The organism is Bradyrhizobium sp. 61 (genome assembly GCF_023073075.1).
In the GTDB taxonomy this organism is placed as follows: domain Bacteria; phylum Pseudomonadota; class Alphaproteobacteria; order Rhizobiales; family Xanthobacteraceae; genus Bradyrhizobium; species Bradyrhizobium barranii.
Genome location: NZ_JADPIU010000052.1, coordinates 318,816 through 344,540, shown reverse-complemented (window position 1 = coordinate 344,540; position 25,725 = coordinate 318,816). Strand labels below are relative to the sequence as shown.

The window sequence follows — 25,725 nt, the reverse complement described above, 5'->3', positions numbered from 1 at the left end:
GCGATTGGGACAAGCCGGCAAAGATTCAGCCAAGCATCGGGAAAGAATCGGGCCGCGGTAAGGACGGTCTGTATGGCCTGCGCCTACAGCTTCTCACGGCCGGGGATCGAGCCGCCATCCGCGAAGCCCACGCAAAGCATCTACCGATCGCGTCTAAGGGCCAGGGACGGACGCGGCCTTATCAAGCGAAAATCCACGATTTCGCAGAATCGTTTGGATCGTCTTGTCGTGCTGATTCAGCTTTGCGGCGGCAAGCACCTCGGCTGCAAACGCCTTTGGCGCGCTGGTCTTGGACGGGTGGTCCAACAAAGACCACCATGCCTTCATAAGAATCGGATCGATCACATCCCCAGTTAGTCGATTGCGCATTTCCCAGAACGCACCGCCCCAAATCTCGCCGGTAGTCCAGGGATCATCTTTCAAAGCCTTTGCCGTCTTGAACTTCAGCCTGTTGTCGAGGCAACGGAGATATGGCTGACCCGGGCGGATGATCTCAGCGGAAATTTCACCTACCCGTGGGTTGTTCAAGAAGCTTGCTGGAAAGTAGTCGGCAAGACCCGACTCGATCCCGGCGAAGTTTCCCGTCCATGGATTGTTGGTTTTGGACGTTAGAGCGTGATGGCTATATTCTCGCAAGGCCACAAAAACATCGCGGGCGATCCTGGAGTCAATTTCGAGCGTGTTGTTTTGGTACCGGGCATACTGCCCGGGCACCGCACCAATCTTGATCTTCGCCTGAACCAAGTCGGGCGGCGAACCAATCTTGTCGAGGTAAGCAATGTATGTCTCGAGTTTTCCCTGTAGCTCGGTTTGAATGTCGGCCGTCAGATCAGTTGTAGCCTCAAAGGCAAATCGTCCCGGCGATGGTAGCGACGGACCTTTGCCCGGCTGCCGACGATCAAGATATTCTCGAAGAGAGATTGCCTGGTCCTTCTCAACGACCAAGCCTGCTCCGAGCAAGAATTCCAAGTTCTTGGCCGCGGCTTCCGTGTCGCCGGTCTTGATCATTTCAAGAATGCGCGTGGACTCCGCCTTGCTTGTCTCAAGTTTTAGCTGGGTCCTCCCGTTGAAAAAGGTGACCAAGAGGTTTCCCAATGCAGCCAGAGCGGCGGCGCAAATCGCGACAAAGAGAGGATTGAACCATTTAGAGCTGACTTGCTCGCCTTCCCGAAGCGAAAGCTCCCGCTCCTTTAGAGCAAGCTCGCGCACCCGCATCTCACGTTCGTCGCGCCATTTTTCCTTGTCGAGTTCAAGCCGAAGGGCCTCAGTACTCGGCTCGTTCTTGGCTGCCTGTGCAAGGCTTTTGGAATTCGCAAGGGCAAGGACAAGCGCCGCGATTGGCAAAGCCGCCACCGCACCGGCTAGTTGCGTGACAAACTCGCGACGTCTCATGTCGGGACTCGCTCCTCTCAAGAGTTGACAATGCGCGCGTAGATCTGTCTGCGAAATGCCTCACATTCCGAGGGCCGTAAGCGAGGCATTTGAAACCTAAGTCTTCCAATTCAAATGCCGGCCTTACCCGTCACCCCTCGATAGGGCGGGGATGATACGATGCTATCCCAAGTCATCGAAGCGATAAACCGCTCGCTTTAGTCGATTCGCGATTCCCCGACGGCGGACATCGGCAAGCACATGAGCGAACGTTCGTTAAGTGCCCGCAACTGACTTAAACGCGACGACTTGAATTGCCTCCTTGTCCTCGGTTGCAGACCGAGGACCGAGGACTGAGTTACCGGGCTTCGGCGATCTTCGGTCCGGATGACAACATCTGCGCGTTAGCCGCCAGGGGCCGCTTCGACGGCGATGCCGGGTCCGGCAACCGGAAAGCGGCGTCGGCCGGCGCTCCCTGGGAGGGCCTGCGGGCGGCGTTTGCCGGAAGCACGATCACTTTCGCTCCGATCTTCACCCGCTCGTAAAGGTCCGCGACGTCGTCATTGGTCAGCCGGATACAGCCGGACGAAACCTTCTTCCCGATCGTATCGGGGTTGTTGGTGCCGTGAATGCGATATTCGGTCTCGCCGAGATACATCGCCCGGGCGCCGAGCGGATTGCCGGGACCGCCCGCCATGAACCGCGGCAGATAAGGCTGACGCGAGACCATCTCCACAGGCGGATGCCAATCCGGCCATTCCGCCTTACGGGCCACAGTCTGCTCACCGGACCATGTGAAACCTTCGCGGCCAACACCGATGCCGTAGCGCATCGCTTGCCTGTCGTTCAGAACGAAATAGAGGAATGTGTTTCCGGTATCGATGATCACGGTGCCCGGCGCCTGACGGCTGGCGTAGTCAACCACCTGCCGGACAAGCGCTCCGGGAACGCCAGCGTCGGCTTTGGGTGGTTCGACCAGAGGCGCCGGGGCCGGGATCGGAGCCGGGACCGGAATCGCAGCCGGAGCTGGCCCTGATGCACGAACTGGAGTCGACACGTAAACCGGAGTTGACGACGCCTGGGCCTGTTGTGCGGACGGTTTCCGTATCGGTTGCACGTCCGCCGGGCTAGACAGCAAGCTATACCCCACGACGGCGACGGCCACGGCGCCAATCGCAACTCTCGCGGCCATGGGTATTGCGAGGGCCTCTGCCTTCTTACGTTTGGCCCGCTTACTCATGTCGTTCCCCAGGTCACCATGCCTGGAAGAGGTACCCGGCAAGATTTAAGAAACTTCGAAGCGATGTCGCTCAGAGTGGAACCGTTGGCGATGGTTAACGCCCAACTCTGGTTCGGCGACATCAAAATTGTGCGTCCCGCTCGATATTCAGATCGCGACGAGGACGACGCGCTTCTCATCGCGAAACGAGTCGAGGTCTGAATCGCCCGGCGGAGCGGACACGCTCCGCTCCTTCATTGACGGCGGCTTCGGGCCATAACCAGAAGTTCCAGCTGTCCACCTCGGACATTCTCCGGGCAAATTGCGATGGGAGGCTGCAAGGCTGTGACAAAACGGTAAGTCGTGACACATTCCAGTCGCCTACCGCCATCCGGCTCACCCTCAAATGGCGGGACGCAATTTGGCCCGATAGAGGATACCTAATATCGTCTAGCGGTAGCCATGCGCGTGATGAGGGATGCAATGCGCCAGTCCTGGACGCCCGACCGCCGCTTGTTCATCAAGGCCGCTAGCGCGACGGCCGCGGCCGGAGGTCTGCTGTCGCTTGGCCCATCGATGTCGGGGGCGCGTTCGCAGCCTAGAGCGCCAACGCCCGAGCCGCTCATCCAGCCGCCCGAGATGCACAGCGTCAACGGCGTGCTCGATATGACGATTGCGGCAGCGCCCGGACCGGTGCAACTCGGCGATCGCGCGTTTACCGGACTGCTCTACAATGGTGCTTATGTGCCGCCAACGCTACGCGCACGCCTGGGCGACACGCTGCGGATCTCTTTCCGTAACAACTTGAACTCCGGGCTCGATCGCCCTGGCTATCTGGGTCCTATTTGTGCCGGTGTCGGCACCGCGTCGAACCTGCACTTTCACGGCATGAGCGTCTCGCCGCAAGGCAACAGCGATAACGTATTCGTCCACGTTCAACCCGGCGAAACATTCCAATACCAGGTGCGCATTCCGGCGTCCGGCCGGCAAAGTCCGGGCTTGTTCTGGTACCACCCCCATGCGCACGGGTTCGTCAATAATCAAATCATTGGCGGCATGTCGGGTGCTCTGGTCGTCGATGGCATTGACGAACTTTTCCCGCTGCTACACGGATTGCCGGAGCGCTTCCTTCTGATCAAACACTTCAAGTGCGACGACGAAAGCGAAATAGTTTCGATCAATGGTCAGATCAATCCCGCCATCTCCATGCGCGCCGGCGAAATGCAGTTTTGGCGCATTGCGCACATCGGAGCGTCGGATTTCTACAAATTGCGTATTGAGGGCATGCCGCTTTACGTCGTGGCAACCGATGGGCACGCCTTGTCGCAGCCACGCAAGATGACCGAACTTTTCATTGGCCCCGGCGAGCGGATTGACGCCATTGTCATCGGTCCGCCCGCGGGGGAATACCCGATGCGAACCATTTCTTTTCAGAACGAAGCCTGGCGGCCGCCGGAACCGGTGCGGCAACTGGCAGTCGTCCATTCCAGCGGTTCGTTGCAGAGTGCGAAGATCGACGATGATATCTTGCGCCAGCGGGTCACTGGGCCGCAATGGATAAACGACGTTCGCATCGCGTCGATCGCGCGGCGCCGAACGCTATCTTATTCGCGAACCGCCGACCGTAAGGTATTCATGATTGACGGCCGCGTCGTCGACGAGGCGCGCACCGACCAAACCGTCAAATTCGGCGACACCGAAGAATGGACGGTGATCAACACGGATCAGCAGTATCACAGCTTCCACATTCACCAGACACCGTTCCTGGTGACGGAAGTAGGCGGCGTTTCCTGGCGCGATGATAGTCTGCGCGACACTTTTTCAGTACCGCCAGCAACGGACCAAGGGCCCGGCGCGCTCAAGGTCGTCATTCCGTTCACCGATCCAGTGATCGTCGGTCGATTTGTGTACCATTGTCATGCAGTCGATCACGAAGACAAGGGCATGATGGGCATCATCGAAGTCGTTGCTTGAACGCACCTGCACGCCGCGATTAGGTCGCCGCGCGTAAAACGCATCAGCGACTAGCCGGCCCGACCGACATCGTTTATCGAACTCCGATAAGCAAATACCCGGGATCGGACGTCCGTGAGCTTGAATTCGTCGAGTGACATCTCCGCCTTCCAGAAATCTCCGGCCGGCTCGCCGCTGGAGGTCCTGCGGATCTTCCTGAAGCTTGGTCTGACCTGTTTCGGCGGCCCGATCGCCCACATCGGCTACTTCCGCGACGAGTTCGTCGTGCGGCGGAAGTGGATCGACGAGCACGCCTACGCCGATCTGGTCGGGCTGTGCCAATTCCTGCCGGGCCCGGCAAGCAGCCAGGTCGGCTTCTCGATCGGACTGATGCGGGCCGGTTACCTGGGCGCGCTCGCCGCCTGGACCGGCTTCACCCTGCCGTCGGCCGTGATCCTCGTCCTTTTCGCCTACGGCGCCGGCGCGCTGAGCGGGCCGGTCGGCGCGGGCCTGCTGCACGGACTGAAGCTGACGGCGGTCGCCATCGTGGCGCAGGCGGTCTGGGGCATGGCGCGTAACCTCTGTCCCGACCGTGAGCGCGCCTCGATCGCTGTGGTGGCGGCGCTAATCATCCTCTTCAGCACCGCTTCGATCGCCCAGATCGGCGCAATCGTTCTCGGCGGCCTCGCCGGCCTGTGGCTGTGCCGCAGCGACGCGCCGGCGCCGTCTGGACACGTCGAGATTTCCGTGTTGCGAACCGTGGGCCTGATCACCCTTGCGATGTTCTTTATCCTGCTGGCGGGCCTCCCCGCGCTCCGGGGCCTGACGGGATCCACGGGCGTCGCTCTGTTCGACGCGTTCTACCGCTCCGGCGCGCTCGTCTTCGGCGGCGGCCATGTCGTGCTCCCCCTCCTCCGCGAAGCCTTCGTCACGCCGGGTTGGTTGAGCGACGACGCCTTCCTCGCCGGCTACGGCGCCGCCCAGGCGGTGCCGGGCCCGCTCTTCACTTTCGCGGCTTACCTCGGCACGGTGGTGTCTCCGGAGCCGCACGGGCTTGCCGGCGCGGCACTCGGCCTCGTCGGCATCTTTCTGCCCGGGATCTTGGTCCTTCTCGGCGCCCTGCCGTTCTGGGATTCGTTCCGCAAGCGCGCCGGCTCCCAGGCGATGATGCGGGGTGTCAACGCCGCCGTGGTCGGCGTGCTGGGTGCCGCGCTCTACGACCCGGTCTGGACCACGACCGTCCACACGGGGAAGGATTTCGGCATCGCGCTGGTAGGATTCGTCTTGCTGGTCGCCTGGCGCGCTCCTCCGCTCGTCGTTGTGGCGTTCAGTGCCGCGGCCGGCGCCGTGATGGCGCTGATCTGACCGCCGGGCGCGCGAGGTTCTCACAGCACTGGCGCCGATGAATCACTGGGTGGTTGCGACGACCGCAGTGATTGCCTGCGCCGTTGCCCTCGCTGCCGTCGTTTGGAGATTCTTTGAGCAGCCCGTTCATCGGACGGTTAAGCTCAAATTGGCTGAGTTTGCCAATAAGCTCGGAGTGTCCTCGCGGCGGGTAAGTGAGACCGCGGAGCAGCAAACCTCGCTTGGCTGATTCGTCCGCACGTCTGCTATGGGTCATAAGGCGACGACCCCGGAGGGCCGGCTGCGCGTCGGCTTTGCTCTCGGAAGCAGATATCGCGGATCTAGAGTCCCCTTTAGTTCAGGTGGCCCGGCCCCGAGAGCAGGCCCAGCACGATCGAAAATAATTCGTTCTGCGAGGAGATGCCGAGCCGCTCATAGGCGCGCTTGCGGTAGGTCAGGGTCGAATGCAGGCTGATGCCGAGCACTTGCGAGATCGCCTCGGAGCTGAAGCCGAGCAGGATGCGGCGGCAGACGTCCTGCTCGCGCGGCGTCAGCGCGGAGAGTGGCGCGCGCGTTGCGAACAACGCGGCGAGGTTCAGGTCGGGCGTCGCGGTGGCCGCCTGCTGGAAATGACGCGCAACGCTGGCGCTGATCGCAGGCGCAATGGTCTGAAGCCGCGCACGTTCGCCGTCGCCAAAGCGGCCCTGCGCCGTGATGCGGTAGAAGTTGACATAGAAGCAGGTGTCGCCGACCCAGATCGCTGTCGCATATTTGTCGACGATATCAGAGTCGTTGAAGAAGATTTTGCGGTAGCGCGCGCCATACATGCGCGGCGCGAACGACGGCAGCATGATCGGCGCGCTCCCCTCGCCTTCGAACAGCGCATCACGATTGGGATCGAATTCGTGGAACTGACCGGCATAGGCCGCGCCGAGATCGCTGCCGATCGGGATGTTGCCGGCATCGAGCAGGCAACTCGCCGCGCCGGTGCGCGTCAGCGCGAACACCATGCAATGGCCGACGCCGGCCTGCCGGCGCAGTGTGTCGATGAGGACATTCGGGAAATCAGGTCGGCCGATGGCGAGCACCGCCGGCGCGATGTCGTTCGCCGCTGGAGTTGAGGCCATGCCGTGGGGCCGCATTGTTTCCTCCGCAAAAGTTCTTTTGGCGGAAGATATCAGCAGCCGGGTTTGACCGAAAGTCGGAGACGGCGGCTTATGCCGCTTCTGGGTCCCGGCTCTGCGCAGCAACGCTACGCGTTGCAGCGCGTCCGGACACGAGAGTCTTGCTGGCCGATGCGGAAAAGGCCTCGTGCCCCGGACGCAGCGCAGCGTGACATAGGCGCGTTTACGCGCGTCTTCGACGCGCTATGGCGCTGCTGAGCCGGGGCCCATGCCGGATCCAGCGCCCCTAGCCCGCCGCGGCCTTCGCCGGCGCGACGTTGATCGCGAGCTTGCCGTAGCGATCCGTAAACGCCTCGGTGTCGATCTCCTCCAGCTTGATCTCACCACTCATGACGCCCTGCTTCCACGCCGCCTGGGCCGGATCGTTCTGGAACTCCGGCATCACCTCGCGGCCGAACAGCTCCAGCGATTCGCAGATGTGCTCGTGGCTGTTCTTGCCGGCCTGGTTGAGCAGGATGACCTGGTCGATATGCGAGCTCTGGAATCGCTTCAGTTTCCTGCGGATGGTCTCGGGCGAGCCGATCAGGCCGCCGCGCAGCGCCGCCTCCTGCGCTTCGGGATTGTCGCGCTTCCACTTGTTGTACTCGTCCCACATGTTGACGGTGTAGGGCGCGGGACGCTGGCGGTTCTGCGAGGCGCCGTAGAAGCGTAACGCGAACTGGAAGAAGGTGGCGCCGTCGGCGCGCGCACGCGCCTCCTCGTCGGTCTTGGCGCACATGAAGAACGAGACCAGCGCCATGTTCGGGTTGATCTCGTAGTCGGCGAGCTTGTGCAATCGCTTGGTCATCGCGTTGTAATAGGCGTGCACCCAGGCATGCGCGGCATCCGCGCTGACGAACTGGAAGCCCAGCGCGCCGAAGCCGTGACGGCCGGCGCGCTCGATGGTCGGCAGCTGCGAGCACGCCATCCACAGCGGCGGATGCGGCTTCTGCACCGGCTTCGGCACGACATTGCGCAAGGGAATGTCGAAGTACTTGCCGTGGTGCTCGGACCCTGCATCCTTGAACATCGGGAAGATCGCCTGCACGGCCTCCTCAAAGACCTCCTTCTTGGTCTCCATGTCGCGGCCGAACGGCGTGAGCTCGGTGATGGAGGCGCTCTCCCCCATGCCGAATTCGCAACGGCCGTTGGAGAGCAGGTCGAGCACCGCGACGCGCTCGGCGACGCGCGCCGGATGATTGGTGGTGAGCTGGAGGATGCCGTGGCCGAGCCTGATGTTCTTGGTGCGCTGGCTCGCGGCCGCGAGAAACGATTCCGGCGAGGGCGAGTGCGAGTACTCTTCGAGGAAGTGATGCTCGACGACCCAGGCGTGGTCGTAACCGAGCCCATCGGCAAGTTCCATCTGCGAGAGCGCGTTCTGGTAGAGCTTCAGCTCGTCGCCGGCCACCCAGGGCCGTGGCAGCTGCAGCTCATAGAAGATGCCGAACTTCATGACGCCTCTCCCGCTTATTCTTGTTGCGCTCATCTTAGTGAGCGGGGAGGCGCTGTCTACGCGGTCGCAATTCCGCCGCGCGGGAGAACGCGCTTTTCGGCGCGGCGGCCATTCAGCACCACGCCGATGAAGGTGAAGCGCACCAGCAGATGATAGCTCGCCAACATCGGGAGAATCGCCACGACGAGAATGATGGCGAACTTGATCGGCCCGGGCCAGTCGAGCTGCGACAGCACGACCTGTAGCGCCATCACGATCGGCATGTGGATCAGATAGAGCCAGTAGGACGCATCGGCGAGGTAGCGCCGGGTCGGGCTGAAGCCGGACATGAAGCGAAGTGCGAGGCCGAGGACCGCGAAGGTCGAGATCCATATCGCCGGTGCATACAGGATGGCGGAGACAAGCCTGAGCGTGGCGAAACTGACCGGCAGTTTCGGCGCACCCGGCACGGACATCATCACCCCGACAAGCACGAAACTGATCAGAATGAGGCCGAGCGCCGGCAAGAGATTCCACAGCCAGCGTCGCTCCAAAATCCGCAGTAGATCGGCCTGCCGATGCAGCAACCAACCGAAGCCGAAGGCAGTGCCGAAGCCGACCCACGCCTGGAGGTTCGTGACGAGCGATTGATCCGGCGTCCTCACGCCCATCACATTGATCCATCTTTGATCGAGGCAGAAAGCGATGCCGATCGGGATCGCCAGAACCAGGGGCGCCAGCGGATTTTGCATAATCTGCGCAAAGAGGCGGTCGACAACCGTTCGCAGCGTGCCTGATACATCGAGCCAGACAATTGCGCCGCGCAGCAGGAGCATGGCGACATATAGCTCCAGCAGCACATAGAGAAACCAGAGATGGGTCAGCGGGAAATTCGGCAGCACCGGCGGCCAGCGAGGTGCGCCGGGGATCGGGCCGCCGTTCGGAAAGCCCGCGGCCCATATGACCACCAGGGCCATCGGCGTAAACACGATCGGCCAGCCGACCACTAGCGGCAGTCCGATCCTCTGCAACCTGTCCGTGACGAAGCCCCAGATTCCCCGGCGATGAAAGCTCATGCGAGCGAAGAAACCCGCCATCAGGAAGAAGGTCGTCATCCGGAAGACGTGGATGACGAAGAACAGCAGGCCCAGGGCCAGGCTTTGATGGGTATCCTGGATGATCCAGATCCTGGTCGGGGCCGGCACGAACGACAGGGTTGCGTGCAGGACGATGCCGAGCAGCAGGGCAAAACCCCTGACCGCGTCGAGCGCGTGCAGCCGTTCCGATGCGGGGGCGATGGCGGTCGATCGGGACATGGACGGACTCGGCTTGCTGGTGAAAGGCTTGTTTCCGGCAATCTGCCCGATCATGTCAGGGCTCTCTTGCCCAATCCTATAATCGGCTAGCCGATTTCTCGGCGCAGCTGGCCGATTTCCAAATAGCGGTCGGCATCCGGCGCCGTTTGCGGCCGGCTCAGCGCCTCGCGCCGGAATTCGGTCGGAGTTACGCCGGTCTCGGCCTTGAATGCGCGGTTGAAAGGTCCGATCGACTGGAAGCCCGCATCCATGGCGATGGTCAGCACCGGAACCTCCCGCTGCGTCGCGTCGGACAGCGCCAGCCTGGCATCCTCGATGCGGTAGCGGTTCAGGAACGCATTGAAGTTCCGATAGCCCAGCCCTTCGTTGATGGCCTGGCGCAGCCGATGCTCGGGAACCTCTAACCGTGCGGCGAGCGCCCCGATCGCAAGACCTTCCTGCCGATAGGTTCGCTCCACGGTCATCAGATGGTCGAGACGCCTGAGCAGAATCGGATCGACGGCGATCCGGGGATCGACGATGACCCGGCCCACAGGACCACGATCGGCCTCGCGCGCGTCGCTGGATGCAATGGCTGCCGTGGCGTCATTGACGGGCTCGGCCGGCTGCGTGGCGAAGGCTCCCAATCCGGCGAGCATGGCCACCACGAACAGGCCGAGCGCGGTCGGGAGACTGCCGGCGCGCCGGGAACCGCGACGGGAATTGCGGCGAAGCCGGCGGCGCCGACGGCCGCGATGAGCACGATATTGATCGCAAGCATCGCCAGCCGCAATCGGCGGCGCCGCGCGACCAGATCGGCCCGCCAGGTCTTGACCGTCTGAACCGCGGCAGCGAGGGCCAGCACCAGGGTGCCCAATGCCAGGACTCGACCGGCTGCACCAGCCAGAGCGGGCCAGTGCGCCCAGCCCAGCGTGATCGCAAACCCATAGGCCACGATGCTCAGCCACAGGGCGCCGTGCCACCGCTTGAGCACGAAATCGTCGTCGAACGCCGCGCGCGCCCACAGCCAGAAGACGGCCGGCTGCGCGGACAGGATCGGCAGCGTCCACCACCAGGCCGTTTTGGGGAAGTTGGGCGCGGTCACGATCGCATAGAATATGCCGCCTGCGCACATCGCGATGCCCAGCAAGGCGTGCTGATTGGCGAGGCGGCGCTGGAGCGCCGCGAGCACGATCAGCAGGAACACGCCGCACGCGGCGCCGCGAAGTCCGAGATCGATGGCCGTGAGCCCCATCGCGTTCACAATCCGCGTTTCCCCGTTCGAGATCAGACTCTCGCACCGCCCTTGCGCGGGCACAATCCAAAATTGCGCCGGTGGTCCCGGCCCGCCAACTTCCCCCATTGATCTCCCAAAAGCGAAAGAGCGGAAAACTCGTCGTCGCCGTCGAGGCGCTGTCACTTTTCGCTGAGCTCCGGCATCCGAGGCCGGCTCCGTGTTATGGTTGCGATGGCAGTCGGAGACGATCAGATGGACCCGTTGTCGATTTTCATTTTCATCGTTTTCTTTGCGTCAATGCCTCTTGCCGCCGAGATGGCCCGGGAGCGTGGCAGATCGCGCAAGCTCTGGTTTTGGATAGCGTTCTGCGTCGGGCCGTTGGCGCCCATCGTGCTCCTCGTTCTCGGCGACCGACGAGATCGCGAAGCAAATCACGTTTAACAAATTCAGGACGTTACCCGGTTCAGAGCGGCAACAGCCAGGGCACGAGCAAGGTGCAGACGATCAAGACGACCCGGGAAAACGGTACGCCGATGCGCACAAAGTCACCGAACGTGTAATGTCCGGGGGCGACCACCAACGTGTTAACCGGCGACGACACAGGCGTCATGAAAGCAGTCGAAGCAGCCAGGCCCACCGCATTGCAAACGGATACGGCGAGGCATGCATTTCCTTCGCGACAGCGATAGCGACGGGGGCCATCAATACTGCCGTCGCGGTATTCGAGATAAACATCCCAAGCAGCGCCGTCATGGCAAAGAGCGTGGCGAGCATGACGTGATGGCCGGCACCGCTGGTGATGGCTCTTAGCCCATCAGCCGCAAGTTCAACCCCGCCGGTTCTCTCCAGGGCGACTGAAAACGGCAACATTCCAACAATGAGGACAATGGTCTTCCAGTCGACCGAACGGTAAGCGCTGGTAATGTCGATACAGCCCAGTGCGCCCATCAGCATGCATCCGATCAGGGCGGCCTGCACATTCGGGATCAGGCCGCTGACCATCAAACCAACGACGGGCGCCAGGCAAATCACCGCCTGCGGCGCCTTGCCCGGCACCTGGAGAACCTGCTTGGACTCGGCGGGGCAGGCTGATGGTGACCAAATCTGCGGCTGCGTTCCACGGCCACAATGCTTGCTCCGGCCGAGCCGCGAAGGTCCAGGGCTTCAATGGTCATGCCGGCGAGAGACGATTGTTCCGTCACGCGCAGCCGTTATTCGCGGTCCGCGAGTTTGTACTCATCGATCCAGACCGAGAGGTTCGGGTTGCCGGCGTTAGCACAATGTTCGGATCGCTGAAACCTGCCAATGCTTCGCTCATGGTGAGGACACCGGTGAAGGGGAGCGCAAGGAGCATGATCACTGCGACCACATCCAGGCGCGGCCTGTTGATCGCGAACATCAGGATCGCAGCCCCGAGAAGGACCAAGACAATCGTCGGATCAAACATGGATGCCTGCCATGGAAGTCGCCGACTTCAATTCAAATGATGATGACAAGACGGGCGAGGGATCAAGGACACACCGACTGGCCGCCAACCCGCGCTTGCCGTGATCGACCGTGGACTACGATCATGGCGATGCTGGTATTGATATGACTTGCACCGAGACGTTCATCCGGCTGAATGCATCCGCCGGACCATCCCACGTCCCGGAAAGAGGAGAGGCCCTTTCCTGTTCGCGCGTCACGGCGACGGGTATGTGTTCACTGCCGACGATCTTGTTGTTGGTGGGATCATAGCCGCGCCACCCGGCTCCGGGGATATAGATCTCGGTCCAGGCGTGCGTGGCGCCGTGTTGTCCCTCGGCCATCTGGATGTAGCCGGTGACAAAGCGCGCACCAAATCCCCAGTAGCGGGCAGCTTCCATCATGAACACCGCATAGTCGCGACAGGTCCCGCTGCCGAGTCGCAGCGTTTCGTTGGGTGATTGAACCCCGAGAGCCTCGCGGGAAACGTATTTGAACGATCGGTAGATGTGAGTATTCAAATTGTTCAGAAGGTCCAGCGTGCCGATCAACTGACCGGGTTTGTAGAGATCGCGCAACCATTCGAGCAGGGCGGTGGCGTCGTAGAGATAGCTCGGGAGACGATACACCGTCAGCTCAAGCTGCTCCTCCGGGGGATATTGGAAGGGAAATGAACTGGCGAATGGCGCAATCCGCCATTCAATGGGGTCGTCGTGGTAAAGGTCGACGTCGACCTCGCTTGCGATCCTGAGCGTGTCGGATAATTCCAAAAAGGTCACGACTGCGATGGCATTGTCGTAATTGTCGCGCAACCAGCGAACTTCGGCGTTCGGCTCGATATCGATCGACCCTCTCACGATGTGGACGTCATGTCCCTCGCGAGGCCGCATCATGGCTCGATGAGTGCCGAAGGTGACCGGCTGATTGTAAAAATATTCGGTCTTATGAATGATTCGGATTCGCCTCATATGTAGCTCCCGCCACGTAGCAGCGATGGATGTTGCGGCGCCCGCTACCACTGGTAGTAGGTCGCGGGCATTTCCGAGGCAAGAGAAGATGTATGCGGCCTGACCCCCGAGCCGCAAAGCATCTTCGCTTTTGGGTAACGATCGTTGCCGCTTGCTTCTCTCGCGCGCACGGAGCGCCGCGGCTCGGTCCGTTGGCCGCGCCGCGACATCCGGTCAAGTCGACGGGTTGATCCAGATCAACGCGGCAGCGGCCCTGCTGCATCTAAAGTGCAGCAAGGCAACGGCCCGGATGCCGTCCCGATTCCAGCACCATTTCAGAGAGACCGAATATGTCGGCCCCTGACGACACGACTTCGCGCGTGCGCCGTAAGCGCATGGAGATTTTCGCTTTCCTGTTCCTGACCGCGGTCGTGATGCCCGTCCTCGCGGTCGGAACGGTCGGCTCATACGGGCTCGGCGTCTGGATCTACCAGATGTTCGCCGGTCCTCCCGGCCCGCCACCCTCCCCGCATTGACCTCCGAACAGCGAAAGACAGGCATCATGGCCCAATCCACACTCAACCGCCGCGCATTGATCACCGGCCGGGTGCTCAGCGCCGACCGCGTCGTCGCGCCGCCAGGCTGCGAGATCGCCAGCATCATCGTGCAGGCCCGCCCCGAACGCCTCGACGCGCTGGAAGCCGAGATCGCAGCACTTCCCGGCTGCGAAATTCACGGACGAGACCCGCGCGGAAAACTCGTCGTCGTGACCGAAGCGCCGGATGCCGGCAGCCTCGGCACCCTGCTCAACACCATCCAGTCGCTGCCCAACGTCTATTCCGCGGCGCTGGTCTTCCACGCCATCGAAACCGCCTAAGGGACGGGAGAGCCATCATGACATCGCCAAAGCTCGACCGCCGCCAGATGCTGAAGCTCGAGGCCGCCGCGATAGCGGCCGCCGCTGCGGGCATGCCGGCACCGGCGCTCGCCGCCAATCTCGTCGCCGAGCGCGACAACAGCGAACTGAAATGGGACAAGGCCGCCTGCCGCTTCTGCGGCACCGGCTGTTCCGTGATGGTCGCGACCAAGGACAACCGCGTCGTCGCCACCCACGGCGACATCAAGGCCGAGGTCAATCGCGGCCTCAATTGCGTCAAGGGCTACTTCCTCTCCAAGATCATGTACGGCCACGACCGGCTGACGCAGCCGATGCTGCGCAAGACGGGCGGCAAGTACGACAAGAACGGCGAGTTCACGCCAATCAGCTGGACCGAAGCCTTCGACATCATGGAGGTGAAGTGGAAGGAAACGCTGAAGAAGCGCGGGCCCAACGGTCTCGCCATGTTCGGCTCCGGCCAGTGGACGATCTGGGAAGGTTACGCCGCCTCGAAGCTCTACAAGGCCGGCTTCCGCACCAACAACATCGACCCCAACGCGCGGCACTGCATGGCCTCCGCCGTCGCCGGCATGATGCGCACCTTCGGCATCGACGAGCCGGCCGGCTGCTATGACGACATCGAGGCGACCGACGCCTTCGTGCTGTGGGGCTCCAACATGGCGGAGATGCATCCCATTTTGTGGACGCGCCTCGCCGACCGCCGGCTGTCCGCGCCGCATGTCCGCGTCGCCGTGCTGTCCACCTTCGAGCACCGCTCGTTCGACCTTGCCGACATCGGCATGGTGTTCAAGCCACAGACCGATCTCTACATCCTCAACGCCATCGCCAACCACATCATCAAGACCGGACGCGTCAACAAGGATTTCGTCGCTGCGCATACGATCTTCCGGCGCGGGCAGACCGACATTGGCTATGGATTGCGGCCCGAGCATCCGCTGCAGAAAAAAGCAACCGGTGCGGCCAAGGCCAACGACTCCACCGACATGAGCTATGACGAATTCGTAAAATTCGTCTCGGACTACACGCTGGAGAAGGCGGCCGAGATGTCCGGCGTGCCGATGAACCGGCTCGAGGCGCTCGCCGATCTCTACGCCGATCCGAAGACAAAGGTGGTCTCGTTCTGGACCATGGGCTTCAACCAGCACACCCGCGGCGTCTGGTGCAACAACCTCGTCTACAACATCCATCTTCTGACCGGAAAGATCTCCTCGCCCGGCAACAGCCCGTTCTCGCTGACCGGCCAGCCTTCGGCCTGCGGCACCGCGCGCGAGGTCGGCACCTTCTCGCACCGCCTGCCGGCCGACATGGTCGTCACCAACAAGGAGCATCGCGACAAGGCCGAGCATCTCTGGCTGCTGCCGGAAGGCACCATTCCCGACAAGAACGGCGCCCACGCCGTGCTGCAAAGCCGGATGCTGAAGGACGGCCTGATCAACGCCTATTGGGTGCAGGTCAACAACAACCTCCAGGCCGGTCCCAACGCCAACGAGGAGACCTATCCGGGCTTCCGCAATCCCGACAATTTCATTGTGGTCTCGGACGCCTATCCGTCGGTGACGGCGCTGGCCGCTGATCTGATCCTGCCGACCGCGATGTGGGTGGAGAAGGAAGGCGCCTACGGCAATGCCGAGCGGCGCACGCAGTTCTGGCACCAGCTCGTCAACGCGCCCGGCGAGGCCAAGTCCGATCTCTGGCAGCTCATGGAGTTCTCCAAGCGCTTCAAGATCGAGGAAGTCTGGCCGGAGGAGTTGATCGCCAAGAAGCCGGAGGTTCGCGGCAAGACGCTGTTCGACGTGCTCTACAAGAACGGCCAGGTCGACAAGTTTCCGACCTCGGAGATCGAGGAAGGCTACGCCAACACGGAATCCAAGGCGTTCGGCTTCTACGTTCAGAAGGGACTTTTTGAAGAGTACGCCTCGTTCGGCCGCGGCCACGGTCACGACCTCGCGCCGTTCGAGGCCTATCACCGCGAGCGCGGCCTGCGCTGGCCCGTCGTCAACGGCCAGGAAACCAAATGGCGTTTCCGCGAGGGCAGCGACCCCTACGTCAAGCAGGGCACCGACGTGCAGTTCTACGGCTATCCCGACGGCAGAGCGCGCATCTTCGCCCTGCCCTACGAGCCGCCGGCGGAATCGCCCGACAGCGAATATCCGTTCTGGCTCTCGACCGGCCGCGTGCTGGAGCACTGGCATTCCGGCACCATGACGCGCCGCGTGCCCGAGCTCTACAAGGCGTTCCCCGAGGCTGTCTGCTTCATGCATCCCGACGATGCGTCGGAAGCAAAACTCCGGCGCGGCGACGAGGTGAAGGTGGAATCCCGCCGCGGTTTCATCCGCGCCCGCGTCGAGACACGCGGCCGCGACCGGCCGCCACGTGGCCTCGTGTTCGTGCCGTGGTTCGACGAATCCAAGATGATCAACAAGGTGACGCTGGACGCGACCGATCCGATCTCGCTGCAGACCGATTACAAGAAATGCGCCGTGCGCATCGAGCGGGTGAACCTGTCATGATGAAACGATTTGGCATAGCCCTGCTCGCGGTCGCGATCGCCGCGGGCGCGAGCTCTCTCACCGCGCAGACGGTAACGTCAGGCCTGCGCGGACCGGCCCCGCTCAATGACGAGGGCGCGGCGCCGCCGATGCTGCCGAACCGCAATACGTCCGAGAGAGAGGTGCGCAACTACCCGGAGCAGCCGCCGGTGATCCCGCACACCATCGACGGCTACCAGATCGACCTCAACGGCAACAAATGCCTGTCCTGCCATGCGCGGGCACGCATCGCGGAATCGCAGGCGCCGATGGTTTCGATCACGCATTTCATGGACCGCGACGGCCAGTTCCTGGCCTCGATCTCGCCGCGGCGCTTCTTCTGCACGGAATGCCACGTGCCGCAGAACACCGCGACGCCGCCGGTGAGCAACGATTTCATCGACATCGACACGCTGCTGTCGCGCGCCAGCCCCGGTGGCCGCCGATGACGACGGCTGCCGACGAGCCCAAGGGAAAGGTGGAAGCCAAGCGTAGCTTTATGCTGCGCTGCTGGGACTTCGCGCGCGAACTCTGGCAGGTGCTGATCCGGCCGAGCTCGGTGTTCGGGCTCGGCGTGCTGGTGCTCGCGGGCTTTGCGGCCGGCGTGATCTTCTGGGGCGGCTTCAACACCGCGCTGGAACTGACCAACACCGAGAAGTTCTGCACCGGCTGTCACGAGATGCGCGAAAACGTCTTCGCCGAGCTGAAGTCGACCATCCACTTCACCAATCGCTCCGGCGTGCGCGCGACCTGCCCGGACTGCCACGTGCCGCACAACTGGACCGACAAGATCGCGCGCAAGATGCAGGCCTCCAAGGAGGTCTGGGGCAAAATTTTTGGCACCATCGACACCCGCGAGAAATTCTTGGACCACCGGCTCGAGCTGGCCGCGCATGAATGGGCGCGTTTCAAGGCCAACGATTCCCTGGAATGCCGCAACTGCCACAGCGCCGATTCCATGGACATCACCAAGCAGTCGCCGCGGGCCTCGGTGGCGCACCAGCGCTTCCTGTTCACCAAGGAAAAGACCTGCATCGACTGCCACAAGGGCATCGCCCACCACCTGCCCGACATGCGCGGCGTTCCCGGCTGGCAATAGGGGCGGCTGGGCCGCTTGAACCCTTGGGCCGAATGGTTAGTTTCGAGGGATGGCGAATCGCCTCGATTCTGCCCTTCCTCAAGACAGACATGGCCACTTTCACCCCGCATCAGGATGCCGCGCTCAAAGCCGTTGCCGACTGGCTCAAGGCAAAACCCGGCCGCAACGGCACGCCGCCGGTGTTCCGCCTGTTTGGCTTTGCCGGCACCGGCAAGACCACGCTGGCGCGGCACATCGCCGAAGGCGTCGACGGCGAGGTGAAGTTCGCCGCCTTCACCGGCAAGGCCGCGCTGGTCATGCGCAACAAGGGTTGCGACGAGGCCTCCACCATCCACTCGCTGATCTACCGCGCCCGCGAATCCGGCGAGGAGCAGCCGAGCTTCGAGCTGTGGGACGACGCGCCGGCCTCCAAGGCCAAGCTGATCGTGATCGACGAATGCTCGATGGTCGATGCCGAGTTGGGCCGCGACCTGATGTCGTTCGATTGCCCGCTGCTGGTGCTCGGCGATCCCGCGCAGCTGCCGCCGATCCAGGGTGGCGGCTTCTTCACCAACACCGAGCCCGATGCGATGCTGACCGAAGTGCACCGCCAGGCCCAGGACGATCCGATCGTGCGGATGTCGATGGATGTGCGCGAGGGCCGCGAGCTCGATATCGGCCGTTACGGCGAGAGCGAGGTGGTGTCGCGGAAAGAGCTCGACCCCGACCGCGTCATGGGCGCCGACCAGGTGCTGGTCGGCCGCAACAACACGCGACGCGCCTACAACATGCGGGTGCGCCAGCGCCAGAACATCGAGGACGTCTTCCCGGTCGCCGGCGACAAGCTGGTGTGCCTGCGCAACAACCGTAAGAAGGGCCTGTTCAACGGCGGCCTGTGGCGCGTGAAGTCGCGCAACACCTCGCGCTCGAAATCGCGCATCCTCAGCATGCGGCTGTCGCCGGATGAAGACTTCGGTCACAAGGTGACAAAAGTCTCTGTGCGCGCCGATTGCTTCGAGGGCGGCGTCGAGGCGATCGCCTGGGAGCAACGCAAGCCGTATGACGAGTTCGACTACGGCTATGTGCTGACCGTGCACAAATCGCAGGGCTCGCAATGGGACGACGTCGTGCTGTTCGACGAGAGCTTTGCGTTTCAGGATAGCCGGGCGCGGTGGCTGTATACGGGGATTACGCGGGCGGCGAAGCGGTTGAGCATCGTCGTGTGACGCTGCCGTAGGGTGGGCAAAGGCGCAACGCACCGTGCCCACCGTCTCTCCACACATTCAATAAAAATGGTGGGCACGCTTCCGCCTTCGCTCTTCGAGCTACGGCGGACAAGTCGCTTTGCCCACCCTACGGCACTGTTGTAGCCCGGATGGAGCGAAGCGTAATCCGGGGGTTCGGGTCCGCGCTCGCGATTCCCGGATTTCGCTGCGCTCCATCCGGGCTACGGTCTCTGCAAGACCTCACTTCCCCGCCACGAAATAAAAATCCTCGCGTCCCGGCGGCGAGCCGTATGAAAACGGCTGCTGCTCGTGCTTGGTGGCGGACCAGACGTCATCGCGGACGATGTCGAATAGTTTCCGGATTTCGACCTTCGGCACCTTGATCTCGCGGGCGAGTGCGGTGGCGAAGGGGCTGTCGGCGCCGCCGTCGCCGTCCAGCGCGGTCTCGCCGTGCTTGGCGGCGTAGACCACCATGAAGCCGGCGCCGGGCTCGATGTTGGAAAAGCCCTTGTCCACCAGCTTGAGCGACAGCGTGCGCTGCATGGCCGGCGCAAAGGGATTGTCGCGGCAGGCATCCAGCATCACCAGACGCACTTTTCTCGCGGCGCCCACCGCTGCGATCACCTGCTCCAGCGCGACCGCCTGGGTCTCGGCGTCCCTGTCGGCGGCAAGTTTGGCGTCCACAGGGACGAGATAGTTCACGCCGCCGATCTCGAAACCGTGGCCGGCGTAATAGACCACCGCCCAATCCGCATTCTCCGCTTCGGTGGCAAACGTCTGCAGCGCTTCGAAGAACTTGTCGCGGGAGAGGTCGCTGACGGAGATCACGGTCTGGAAGCCGACATCGCGCAGCACGTTTGCAATCATTTTCGCGTCGCGCGGCGGATTGGGCAGGGCGTGGACGTTCTTGTAGGCGCCGTTGCCGATCACGAGCGCCACGCGGCGCCCGGTGGACCCGGCCGGCGCCTGCGGCGTCAGTGCGGCCAGGCGCTCCTGCGCGATGGCGCGGGCGCGCGCGACGTCGGGCTCGTCGAACTTCGTCAGCGAATAGGCCGCCGCGCGGTAGTCGGCGCGGGCCTGGGCGAGATCTTTCCTGCGCTCGTAGATCTGGCCGCGGCCGGAATGGGCGCGCACACTGTTCGGATTGAGCTGAATGACCGTGTTGTAGTCCTTCAGCGCGGCGTCGAGGTCGCCCTTCATCACGTTGACCTCGGCGCGATTGTTGATCGCGAAGGTATTCCTGGGCTGCTTCTGGATCAGGCCGTCGCAGTCGGCGAAAGCCTGGTCGTACTTGCCCATCATGCCGTAGGTGATGCAGCGATTGCCGGCGATCTGCGGCGCGGCCGGGTCGATCTTCTCGGCTGCCGCAAAGTCGGCAATCGCGCCGTCGAAATCCTTGTTCAGGGTGCGCATGCGGGCACGATTGGTCCAGCCGAGCAGGAACGTCGGCGTGTATTTGATCGACAGGTTGAAGTCGTCGAGCGCGCTTTGCAGCGCGCCCCGGCGCAGATGGATGGTGCCGCGATTGTTGTAGGCATAGCCGAAATTCGCGCGCTTCTGGATGGCGAGATTGTAGTCGGCCATGGCGAGATTGTCCTCGCCCTTGCGCTCATGGGAGAGCCCGCGCAGGTTGATGGCGCCGACATTGTCCGGATCGAGATCGATGGCGGACGACAGCGCCTCGATGGCGCGGTCATAGTCGCGCTTGTTGATCAGCGCATTGCCACTCACGACGAGCGCGAGCGACTTGTCCTTGCCGCCGAGCTTATCGGCCTTCAACAGATTGTCGCAGGCCGTCGCGCGGGCCTGGGCCTCCGCCTGGCGGTCGCGACAGGTGGCGAGGTCCTCGCCGGCTTGCGGCTCGGCCGCGGCGATGGCGGCATTTGAGATCAGGATGGCGAGGGTCAGGGGAATGACACGCAGCATGTTGTCAGGTCAGCTCCAGCCACCACATGATTGAGTCGAGCGCGATCGCGCGCGTTCATCTAGCCCGGAGTTCCCGGCCTCGCCAAGCCGCGCCGTCTGAGGCTATTTTTCACAGACTCGTGTCCGTTTCCCCGTAACAATCGCCGTCTGCGTCCGTATCTCAGATGTCCGAAAACGCGGCCAAACAGGCTGTTCGCCCGTCCCCGGCCGCCCTACACTGTCAGACCTTCCGAAGAGGATCGCCATGCGCCGCACCGCCCTCGCCTCGCTGCTCGCCGCCACCACCGCACTGACGCTGGCCTTCGCCGTGCCGTCCAGGGCCGCGGAGGATGCCGTCGTGATCCCCGCGCCCACCGTGGATGCGGCGTCCGCAACCGGGATCCAGACCGCCGTCATCGCCGGCGGCTGCTTCTGGGGCGTTCAGGGCGTCTTCCAGCACACCGCCGGCGTCGTCAACGCAGTCTCCGGCTATGCCGGCGGCACCAAGGCGACGGCCGATTACCAGACGGTCTCGAGCGGCCGGACCGGCCATGCCGAGTCGGTCGAGATCAAGTTCGACCCGAAGAAGATCTCCTACGGCAAGATCCTCCAGATCTACTTCTCGGTGGCGCACGACCCGACCCAGCTCAACCGCCAGGGCCCCGACTCCGGCACGCAATATCGCTCGGCGATCTTCACCACCTCCGATGAGCAGAAGAAGGTGGCGGAGGCCTATATCGCCCAGCTCAACGGCGCCAAAGTATTCAGCAAGCCGATCGTGACCAAGGTCGGCGCGCTGGAAGCGTTCTACCCGGCGGAGGCCTATCACCAGGACTATCTGACGCTGCACCCGAACCAGCCCTACATCGCCTACAACGACATTCCGAAGGTCGAGAACCTGAAAAAGCTGTTCGCGGATAACTACATTGAAAAGCCGACGCTGGTGAGCGCCAGCAAGGCCACCAACTGATCGCAAGATCACCGAAAACGAGTTCACCAAACAAACGGGAGACCCATGCCCGACACCAAGACGAAAACCACCGACGACAAGGTCATCAAGAGCGAAGAGCAGTGGCGGAGCGAATTGTCGCCGATGCAGTACGCGGTGCTGCGCGAGAAGGCGACCGAGCGTCCCTTCTCCGGCGAATATGAGCACGACCACCGCGCCGGCACCTATGTCTGCGCCGGCTGCGGCAATGTGCTGTTCGAGTCCGATGCCAAGTTCGATTCCGGCTGCGGCTGGCCGAGCTTCACCCAGCCCGCGGTCGAGAGCCATGTCGACGAGGAGCACGATGCCAGCCACGGCATGGTCCGCACCGAGGTGCTGTGCTCCAAGTGCAGCGGCCATCTCGGCCACGTCTTCCCCGACGGCCCCGGCCCGACCGGCCTGCGCTACTGCATCAACTCGGCCGCGCTGAAGCTCGAGCCCAAATAACATTGCGCGCCGCCCGGTTCCGTCATGGAACCCGGCGGCGCGATGTGCTTTTCTCTTCTGGCGGTGGGCCGACGCGCGCAATCCGGCAGCCGCCAGGGAGGATGCCATGACGCTTGGGACCATCCTGATCATCCTGGTGATCATCTATCTGCTGGGCGGCATGTCCGGCCGGTTCGGTGGTTACGGCTATGGCATGGGCCATTCCGGCATGGGGATCGGCGGCGTCGTACTGGTGGTCCTGGTCGTGCTGCTGCTGCTTGGCAAACTGTAAACCATCTAACATATTGAAATTATTTGGTTTACGGCGCTCGCGGAGCTGCCATGCGCGGATTCATCATCTCCCATCGCGGGGGTCGCATTTCTGTCAAAACAGCCTATATTAGAGGGCGAAAATGACATGTGCGGCGGGCCCACTCGATGGTGGCCCCTGCCTTTCAAAACCCCACGCGCTTAAAGCCCCAGACAAGATCACGAGGTCTTTGACCATGCGTCCACTGCGTCCGTTCAACTTCAACACTTCTGCCGAGCTCTTCCCCGCCGCAATCCGCAAGAAGAAGCGTGCAGGCTTCACCTATCGCCGGTTCGGCACCGCGGCCGAAGCCGTGCAGTTCGCGATGGAGCAGTTGCCGACGGATTCGCTGAACGGCGCCTATCTCCAGGTCGAGGAAGCGCGCTTCGACCAGAACGGCATCCGCTCGCTCTACGAGAGCGAAGCCTTCCCGCTGCCCCGCCGCCCTCGGCCGGCGCCAGCCCCCGAGACCGACGCCGACGCGGCGTAAGTTTTCGCTAAGCCCGATATGCGCTGAAAGCGCGATGGCCGAAAGGCCGTCGCGCTTTTTGCTTTTTGGGGCGGTGCTCTCTCTTCTCCCGCTCCCCGTTCTTACGGGAGAGAAGCGAAGGAAGAAGCGCCACGCTAAATCCGTGGCTGCTTGTCGAGCCAGCGGCGCAGCAGGCGGACGTTGCGCATGTTGGCACGGAACATGACGTCGAAGGCATCGCCCGCGAACGGCACCATGCCGACCACGCCGTCGACCGCGACATTGCCGAGCATGCGCGCGGTGAGATACCACGGCGCGCCCAGCGCGCGGGCCTCTCGCACCAGCCACAGCGAGATCGCGGTGGTGATGATGTCGCCGACGATCGGGATCAGCCCGATCAGGCCGTCGATGCCATAGCGGATATTCGTGCCGGGCAGGATGAAGGCGACATCGAGCAGCTTTGCGATCGCCTCGATCCGCGCCACCCGCTGTTCCCGCGTCAGATCGCCGAACGGGTTTCCCTGGCCGAACTCGAAGCGAAACTCGCGAAACCCCTGCTCCAGTGTTTCGGGACGGATCTCATGGCCGTCCTGGTCGATGATCGGCCCGCGCGCTTCGGTGCCCGAAAAACTCCCGCGCGCGCGGGACCCGGAACGGGGTCTGAGCGGAGCAAGAATATCGTCGTCGGACATGGTCATGGCCTTTGGAGAACGCACTGGTGTGGCGGAAGTTGCCGCGCCGCGCCCGAACGTCGCGCGTTCAGGTCTAAGCCGCAGCCGGCTGCGGTTCCTCGACATATCTATGCACGAGCCAGGATGAAAGCACCGCCGGCACGAATCCGACGAGGCCGTATAGGATGAATTGCACCGTGCCCGAATCCGGCCCGCGCGAGCTGTAGGTCAGCGACGCCAGCACGAAGGCGAACAGGCCGACCAGGATCATCCGCAGCACCGGGCCGATCCGGCGGACATGGATCAGGATGTCGTCGACCGCACCGATCATCAGCGAGGGCAGGAAGCCGAACAGATAGCTGTATTGCAGCGATTTGAAGAACACCGCGAACAGCTTGCCGACCTCGCTGAGATTGGTCTGGGCCCAGTAACCGGACTGATAGGTCGTCGTCAGCAGCAGCAGGAACCCGCCGACGAACGGACCGACAAGCGCAAACACCAGATAGCGTTTCATCAAGCATCCTCATCCTTCGCCGCTGTTATAGCAGCGACGCGGGAACCTTGAATAGCGGGGCGCCGGCCCGTCCTGACGGGAACAAGCGGCAAGGCGACGAGTTCAGACAGGACTGAAATTCATACCTGCAGTCAGATTGGAGTTTGTCGATGTCCCGGAAATCCGTCCTTATGGCGACGCTCGCCCTGACAGCCCTGAGCGGCATGTCGATCACGCCTGCTCTCGCGCAGGGCCACATGGGTACGCCGCAGGAGCAGAACGCCTGCTCGCGTGACGCCTCGCGGTTCTGCCGGAAGGACCTCGGCAATGACGGCGCTGTGCAGGCGTGCCTGCAGGCCAACCGGGCCAAGCTGTCGAAGTCCTGCAGCAAGGTGTTTCAAAGCCACGGCATGTAAGGCCGGGAACGATCCCCGGCGCCCGGAGAGTGAAGCCATGTTGCGCGAGGAACAGCTCTCGATCCTGCGGGACATCAGCCAGTCGGTCGCCTTTGCCGACGACCGGCACGGCAAGATCGGCGAGCTGATCGCCGACGGCTACGTGATGAAGGACGGCGATCTGTTCGAGCTCACTGCGAAAGGCGTCACGGCCGTCGAGGAACACCCCGCAGCATCAGGCGCGAGCGATGCGGAAGAAGCGAACGCGTCGTCCGATCGGTTGATCTGATCTCGCGCCGCATGCTGCGTGACGGACACGCAACAATTGCGAATTCATTCGAGCGGACCATTGCAGCCCTGTGACAATCGCGCATACTCGAATCGGGCGGCGCAGCACTTTTCGATTCGAACACCACGAGAGATCGAGCGACCACATGCGGGACCAAAGTTCCCGGCGTGAAGGCTGTGACATGCGGCAGATCAAGCCGCGTGCGGCGCCCCAAAACCAAGTGGTTCAAACCACGGAACTCGGGGACGCATTCGTCATGACACGCTACACGACCATCGTTTCGCTCTTCGCTTTCGCAACCACCGCCATCGTACTCCAGACATCGCCCGCACTCGCCTTCTCGTCCGAAGCACAGCAGATGTGCACAGGTGATGCGATGCGGCTGTGCTCCAGTGAGATTCCCGACATCTCGCGCGTCAGGGCCTGCATGGTGCAGAAGAAGGCGCAGGTCAGCCCCGGCTGCCGCGCCGTGATGGACCGCGAGCACGCGGCCGCGCGCAAGCGGGAGGCCGCGGCGCAATAGCGCCGGCCATCCTTAGCGTCATGGCCGGGCTTGTCCCGGCCATCCACGCCTTAGACCGCGGCACGAAGACCGTGGATGCCCGGGACAAGCCCGGGCATGAC

27 protein-coding genes and 1 pseudogene are annotated in these 25,725 nt (G+C 62.9%); 15 read left to right on the top strand and 13 right to left on the bottom strand.

The genetic code is table 11. The features are described from left to right. Positions 1-153: 153 nt before the first annotated feature. Together IVB46_RS16595 and IVB46_RS16590 are read right to left on the bottom strand one after the other, a co-directional pair. A complete protein-coding gene (locus IVB46_RS16595) occupies positions 154-1,392 on the bottom strand; it encodes a hypothetical protein (protein ID WP_247343106.1) in 1,239 nt (412 codons plus the stop codon). 337 nt (positions 1,393-1,729) lie between these two features. Continuing rightward, positions 1,730-2,611 (bottom strand): L,D-transpeptidase, encoded by an 882-nt coding sequence (locus IVB46_RS16590; protein WP_247302492.1) that lies wholly within the window; start codon positions 2,609-2,611, stop codon positions 1,730-1,732. A gap of 462 nt (positions 2,612-3,073) precedes the next feature. Between IVB46_RS16590 and IVB46_RS16585 the strand changes: the two genes are divergently transcribed. After that, positions 3,074-4,564, top strand: coding sequence for a multicopper oxidase family protein (locus IVB46_RS16585; protein ID WP_247302490.1), 1,491 nt, complete (start codon positions 3,074-3,076; stop codon positions 4,562-4,564). A gap of 120 nt (positions 4,565-4,684) precedes the next feature. Further along, positions 4,685-5,908, top strand: a complete 1,224-nt coding sequence (chrA, locus tag IVB46_RS16580; RefSeq protein ID WP_247343209.1) for a chromate efflux transporter — start codon at positions 4,685-4,687, stop codon at positions 5,906-5,908. 332 nt (positions 5,909-6,240) lie between these two features. On the opposite strand, the gene IVB46_RS16575 is transcribed toward chrA, so the two are convergent. The 8 genes and pseudogenes from IVB46_RS16575 to IVB46_RS16540 form a co-directional block, all read right to left on the bottom strand. Further along, on the bottom strand, positions 6,241-7,029 hold the full coding sequence (locus IVB46_RS16575) for a helix-turn-helix transcriptional regulator (RefSeq protein ID WP_247302488.1): 789 nt from the start codon (positions 7,027-7,029) through the stop codon (positions 6,241-6,243). Between the two features lie 268 nt (positions 7,030-7,297). Beyond that, positions 7,298-8,503, bottom strand: coding sequence for an LLM class flavin-dependent oxidoreductase (locus tag IVB46_RS16570; RefSeq protein WP_247302486.1), 1,206 nt, complete (start codon positions 8,501-8,503; stop codon positions 7,298-7,300). A 56-nt stretch (positions 8,504-8,559) separates the two neighbouring features. Continuing rightward, positions 8,560-9,798 (bottom strand): acyltransferase family protein, encoded by a 1,239-nt coding sequence (locus IVB46_RS16565; RefSeq protein ID WP_247302484.1) that lies wholly within the window; start codon positions 9,796-9,798, stop codon positions 8,560-8,562. Positions 9,799-9,884: 86 nt separating this feature from the next. Continuing rightward, positions 9,885-11,032 (bottom strand): annotated as a pseudogene (locus IVB46_RS16560) (helix-turn-helix domain-containing protein). Positions 11,033-11,262: 230 nt separating this feature from the next. Further along, complete coding sequence (locus tag IVB46_RS16555; protein ID WP_247302482.1) at positions 11,263-11,403, bottom strand: hypothetical protein; 141 nt, start codon at positions 11,401-11,403, stop codon at positions 11,263-11,265. Positions 11,404-11,620: 217 nt separating this feature from the next. Then, on the bottom strand, positions 11,621-12,070 hold the full coding sequence (locus tag IVB46_RS16550; RefSeq protein WP_247302480.1) for an SLC13 family permease: 450 nt from the start codon (positions 12,068-12,070) through the stop codon (positions 11,621-11,623). A gap of 142 nt (positions 12,071-12,212) precedes the next feature. Next, on the bottom strand, positions 12,213-12,461 hold the full coding sequence (locus tag IVB46_RS16545) for a hypothetical protein (protein WP_247302479.1): 249 nt from the start codon (positions 12,459-12,461) through the stop codon (positions 12,213-12,215). Between the two features lie 121 nt (positions 12,462-12,582). Next, on the bottom strand, positions 12,583-13,446 hold the full coding sequence (locus IVB46_RS16540; RefSeq protein WP_063981184.1) for a transglutaminase family protein: 864 nt from the start codon (positions 13,444-13,446) through the stop codon (positions 12,583-12,585). 329 nt (positions 13,447-13,775) lie between these two features. Here IVB46_RS16540 and napE point away from each other — a divergent pair, with 329 nt between their 5' ends. The 6 genes from napE to IVB46_RS16510 all read left to right on the top strand — a co-directional run bounded on the left by napE (position 13,776) and on the right by IVB46_RS16510 (position 19,155). Continuing rightward, on the top strand, positions 13,776-13,961 hold the full coding sequence (napE, locus tag IVB46_RS16535; RefSeq protein WP_027532529.1) for a periplasmic nitrate reductase, NapE protein: 186 nt from the start codon (positions 13,776-13,778) through the stop codon (positions 13,959-13,961). Between the two features lie 26 nt (positions 13,962-13,987). Continuing rightward, positions 13,988-14,302 carry a chaperone NapD gene (locus IVB46_RS16530; protein ID WP_247302477.1) on the top strand — a complete coding sequence of 105 codons (315 nt, stop codon included), beginning with the start codon at positions 13,988-13,990 and terminating at the stop codon, positions 14,300-14,302. Between the two features lie 17 nt (positions 14,303-14,319). Then, complete coding sequence (gene napA / locus IVB46_RS16525; RefSeq protein ID WP_247302476.1) at positions 14,320-16,833, top strand: nitrate reductase catalytic subunit NapA; 2,514 nt, start codon at positions 14,320-14,322, stop codon at positions 16,831-16,833. Further along, on the top strand, positions 16,830-17,300 hold the full coding sequence (locus IVB46_RS16520) for a nitrate reductase cytochrome c-type subunit (protein WP_028151035.1): 471 nt from the start codon (positions 16,830-16,832) through the stop codon (positions 17,298-17,300). Before napA ends, IVB46_RS16520 begins: the two co-directional genes overlap by 4 nt. Continuing rightward, complete coding sequence (locus tag IVB46_RS16515; protein ID WP_085398940.1) at positions 17,297-17,950, top strand: NapC/NirT family cytochrome c; 654 nt, start codon at positions 17,297-17,299, stop codon at positions 17,948-17,950. The genes IVB46_RS16520 and IVB46_RS16515 overlap by 4 nt, the downstream gene beginning before the upstream one ends. An 89-nt stretch (positions 17,951-18,039) precedes the next feature. Next, positions 18,040-19,155, top strand: a complete 1,116-nt coding sequence (locus IVB46_RS16510) for an ATP-dependent RecD-like DNA helicase (protein ID WP_063981179.1) — start codon at positions 18,040-18,042, stop codon at positions 19,153-19,155. 240 nt (positions 19,156-19,395) lie between these two features. On the opposite strand, the gene IVB46_RS16505 is transcribed toward IVB46_RS16510, so the two are convergent. Further along, on the bottom strand, positions 19,396-21,081 hold the full coding sequence (locus tag IVB46_RS16505) for a caspase family protein (protein ID WP_247302475.1): 1,686 nt from the start codon (positions 21,079-21,081) through the stop codon (positions 19,396-19,398). 244 nt (positions 21,082-21,325) lie between these two features. On the opposite strand from IVB46_RS16505, the gene msrA reads away from it, so the two are divergent. The 4 genes from msrA (at position 21,326) to IVB46_RS16485 (ending at position 23,274) form a co-directional block, all read left to right on the top strand. Continuing rightward, positions 21,326-22,030, top strand: a complete 705-nt coding sequence (gene msrA, locus IVB46_RS16500; protein ID WP_247302474.1) for a peptide-methionine (S)-S-oxide reductase MsrA — start codon at positions 21,326-21,328, stop codon at positions 22,028-22,030. A gap of 45 nt (positions 22,031-22,075) precedes the next feature. After that, on the top strand, positions 22,076-22,495 hold the full coding sequence (gene msrB, locus IVB46_RS16495; RefSeq protein WP_063981176.1) for a peptide-methionine (R)-S-oxide reductase MsrB: 420 nt from the start codon (positions 22,076-22,078) through the stop codon (positions 22,493-22,495). A 106-nt stretch (positions 22,496-22,601) separates the two neighbouring features. Continuing rightward, on the top strand, positions 22,602-22,766 hold the full coding sequence (locus tag IVB46_RS16490) for a DUF3309 family protein (protein ID WP_014492503.1): 165 nt from the start codon (positions 22,602-22,604) through the stop codon (positions 22,764-22,766). Positions 22,767-22,980: 214 nt separating this feature from the next. Continuing rightward, positions 22,981-23,274, top strand: a complete 294-nt coding sequence (locus tag IVB46_RS16485; protein ID WP_063981175.1) for a hypothetical protein — start codon at positions 22,981-22,983, stop codon at positions 23,272-23,274. Positions 23,275-23,408: 134 nt separating this feature from the next. Here the strand turns inward: IVB46_RS16485 and IVB46_RS16480 are convergent, their stop codons facing one another. Together IVB46_RS16480 and IVB46_RS16475 are read right to left on the bottom strand one after the other, a co-directional pair. Further along, positions 23,409-23,951: a DUF4112 domain-containing protein gene (locus tag IVB46_RS16480; protein WP_081369133.1), complete on the bottom strand. Its 543-nt coding sequence runs from the start codon at positions 23,949-23,951 to the stop codon at positions 23,409-23,411. 67 nt (positions 23,952-24,018) lie between these two features. Continuing rightward, complete coding sequence (locus tag IVB46_RS16475; RefSeq protein ID WP_231143472.1) at positions 24,019-24,438, bottom strand: DUF5413 family protein; 420 nt, start codon at positions 24,436-24,438, stop codon at positions 24,019-24,021. Between the two features lie 149 nt (positions 24,439-24,587). Here IVB46_RS16475 and IVB46_RS16470 point away from each other — a divergent pair, with 149 nt between their 5' ends. From IVB46_RS16470 to IVB46_RS16460, 3 genes are all read left to right on the top strand, one after another. Further along, on the top strand, positions 24,588-24,833 hold the full coding sequence (locus IVB46_RS16470; protein ID WP_071909803.1) for a cysteine rich repeat-containing protein: 246 nt from the start codon (positions 24,588-24,590) through the stop codon (positions 24,831-24,833). Between the two features lie 37 nt (positions 24,834-24,870). Beyond that, on the top strand, positions 24,871-25,101 hold the full coding sequence (locus tag IVB46_RS16465) for a hypothetical protein (protein WP_071909802.1): 231 nt from the start codon (positions 24,871-24,873) through the stop codon (positions 25,099-25,101). A 256-nt stretch (positions 25,102-25,357) separates the two neighbouring features. Next, the gene (locus tag IVB46_RS16460) at positions 25,358-25,624 is read left to right on the top strand and encodes a hypothetical protein (RefSeq protein WP_247302473.1); all 267 of its coding nucleotides are present in this window, start codon (positions 25,358-25,360) and stop codon (positions 25,622-25,624) included. The last annotated feature ends 101 nt before the right edge of the window (positions 25,625-25,725 follow it).

Excerpts from the sequence above, each read along its gene's own strand:
- IVB46_RS16595 (WP_247343106.1), bottom strand. The coding sequence starts at position 1,392 with ATGAGACGTCGCGAGTTTGTCACGCAACTAGCCGGTGCGGTGGCGGCT.
- IVB46_RS16590 (WP_247302492.1), bottom strand. The coding sequence starts at position 2,611 with ATGAGTAAGCGGGCCAAACGTAAGAAGGCAGAGGCCCTCGCAATACCC.
- IVB46_RS16585 (WP_247302490.1), top strand. The coding sequence starts at position 3,074 with ATGCGCCAGTCCTGGACGCCCGACCGCCGCTTGTTCATCAAGGCCGCT.
- IVB46_RS16575 (WP_247302488.1), bottom strand. The coding sequence starts at position 7,029 with ATGCGGCCCCACGGCATGGCCTCAACTCCAGCGGCGAACGACATCGCG.
- IVB46_RS16570 (WP_247302486.1), bottom strand. The coding sequence starts at position 8,503 with ATGAAGTTCGGCATCTTCTATGAGCTGCAGCTGCCACGGCCCTGGGTG.
- IVB46_RS16565 (WP_247302484.1), bottom strand. The coding sequence starts at position 9,798 with ATGTCCCGATCGACCGCCATCGCCCCCGCATCGGAACGGCTGCACGCG.
- IVB46_RS16555 (WP_247302482.1), bottom strand. The coding sequence starts at position 11,403 with ATGGGCGCCAACGGCCCGACGCAGAACGCTATCCAAAACCAGAGCTTG.
- IVB46_RS16545 (WP_247302479.1), bottom strand. The coding sequence starts at position 12,461 with ATGTTTGATCCGACGATTGTCTTGGTCCTTCTCGGGGCTGCGATCCTG.
- IVB46_RS16540 (WP_063981184.1), bottom strand. The coding sequence starts at position 13,446 with ATGAGGCGAATCCGAATCATTCATAAGACCGAATATTTTTACAATCAG.
- napE (WP_027532529.1), top strand. The coding sequence starts at position 13,776 with ATGTCGGCCCCTGACGACACGACTTCGCGCGTGCGCCGTAAGCGCATG.
- IVB46_RS16530 (WP_247302477.1), top strand. The coding sequence starts at position 13,988 with ATGGCCCAATCCACACTCAACCGCCGCGCATTGATCACCGGCCGGGTG.
- napA (WP_247302476.1), top strand. The coding sequence starts at position 14,320 with ATGACATCGCCAAAGCTCGACCGCCGCCAGATGCTGAAGCTCGAGGCC.
- IVB46_RS16520 (WP_028151035.1), top strand. The coding sequence starts at position 16,830 with ATGATGAAACGATTTGGCATAGCCCTGCTCGCGGTCGCGATCGCCGCG.
- IVB46_RS16515 (WP_085398940.1), top strand. The coding sequence starts at position 17,297 with ATGACGACGGCTGCCGACGAGCCCAAGGGAAAGGTGGAAGCCAAGCGT.
- IVB46_RS16510 (WP_063981179.1), top strand. The coding sequence starts at position 18,040 with ATGGCCACTTTCACCCCGCATCAGGATGCCGCGCTCAAAGCCGTTGCC.
- IVB46_RS16505 (WP_247302475.1), bottom strand. The coding sequence starts at position 21,081 with ATGCTGCGTGTCATTCCCCTGACCCTCGCCATCCTGATCTCAAATGCC.
- msrA (WP_247302474.1), top strand. The coding sequence starts at position 21,326 with ATGCGCCGCACCGCCCTCGCCTCGCTGCTCGCCGCCACCACCGCACTG.
- msrB (WP_063981176.1), top strand. The coding sequence starts at position 22,076 with ATGCCCGACACCAAGACGAAAACCACCGACGACAAGGTCATCAAGAGC.
- IVB46_RS16490 (WP_014492503.1), top strand. The coding sequence starts at position 22,602 with ATGACGCTTGGGACCATCCTGATCATCCTGGTGATCATCTATCTGCTG.
- IVB46_RS16485 (WP_063981175.1), top strand. The coding sequence starts at position 22,981 with ATGCGTCCACTGCGTCCGTTCAACTTCAACACTTCTGCCGAGCTCTTC.
- IVB46_RS16480 (WP_081369133.1), bottom strand. The coding sequence starts at position 23,951 with ATGACCATGTCCGACGACGATATTCTTGCTCCGCTCAGACCCCGTTCC.
- IVB46_RS16475 (WP_231143472.1), bottom strand. The coding sequence starts at position 24,438 with ATGAAACGCTATCTGGTGTTTGCGCTTGTCGGTCCGTTCGTCGGCGGG.
- IVB46_RS16470 (WP_071909803.1), top strand. The coding sequence starts at position 24,588 with ATGTCCCGGAAATCCGTCCTTATGGCGACGCTCGCCCTGACAGCCCTG.
- IVB46_RS16465 (WP_071909802.1), top strand. The coding sequence starts at position 24,871 with ATGTTGCGCGAGGAACAGCTCTCGATCCTGCGGGACATCAGCCAGTCG.
- IVB46_RS16460 (WP_247302473.1), top strand. The coding sequence starts at position 25,358 with ATGACACGCTACACGACCATCGTTTCGCTCTTCGCTTTCGCAACCACC.